Annotated in this window: 1 protein-coding gene; it reads right to left on the bottom strand. The window is 60.5% G+C overall.

Going from position 1 to position 539, the window contains the following annotated elements; translation table 11 throughout:
• On the bottom strand, window positions 1-539 hold a 539-nt coding region (locus ACIP9C_RS21635), incomplete at both ends, for a collagen-like domain-containing protein (protein ID WP_401014468.1).

Below are 539 nucleotides of genomic sequence, written 5' to 3'. Positions count from 1 at the left end.
TACGGGGCCTACTGGCGCGACTGGTTTACTCGGACCTACAGGACCTACCGGCGTTACTGGTGAACTCGGACCTACGGGACCTACTGGCGCTACAGGGCTTCTCGGACCTACGGGACCTACCGGCGCTACAGGACTTCTCGGACCTACAGGACCTACTGGCGCTACTGGTTTACTCGGACCTACGGGGCCTACTGGCGCGACTGGTTTACTCGGACCTACAGGACCTACCGGCGTTACTGGTGAACTCGGACCTACGGGACCTACTGGCGCTACAGGACTTCTCGGACCTACGGGACCTACCGGCGCTACTGGTTTACTCGGACCTACGGGACCTACCGGCGCTACTGGTTTACTCGGACCTACGGGACCTACTGGCGCGACTGGTTTACTTGGACCTACGGGACCTACCGGCGCGACTGGTTTACTTGGACCTACGGGACCTACCGGCGCTACTGGTTTACTCGGACCTACGGGACCTACTGGCGCGACTGGTTCACTTGGACCTACTGGACCTACTGGCGCGACTGGTTTACTTGGAC

The organism is Lysinibacillus sp. NPDC093210 (genome assembly GCF_044753985.1).
Classification (GTDB): domain Bacteria; phylum Bacillota; class Bacilli; order Bacillales_A; family Planococcaceae; genus Lysinibacillus.
The sequence above is the reverse complement of the archived record's forward strand: the minus strand, read 5'-3'. Positions and strand labels throughout refer to the sequence as shown.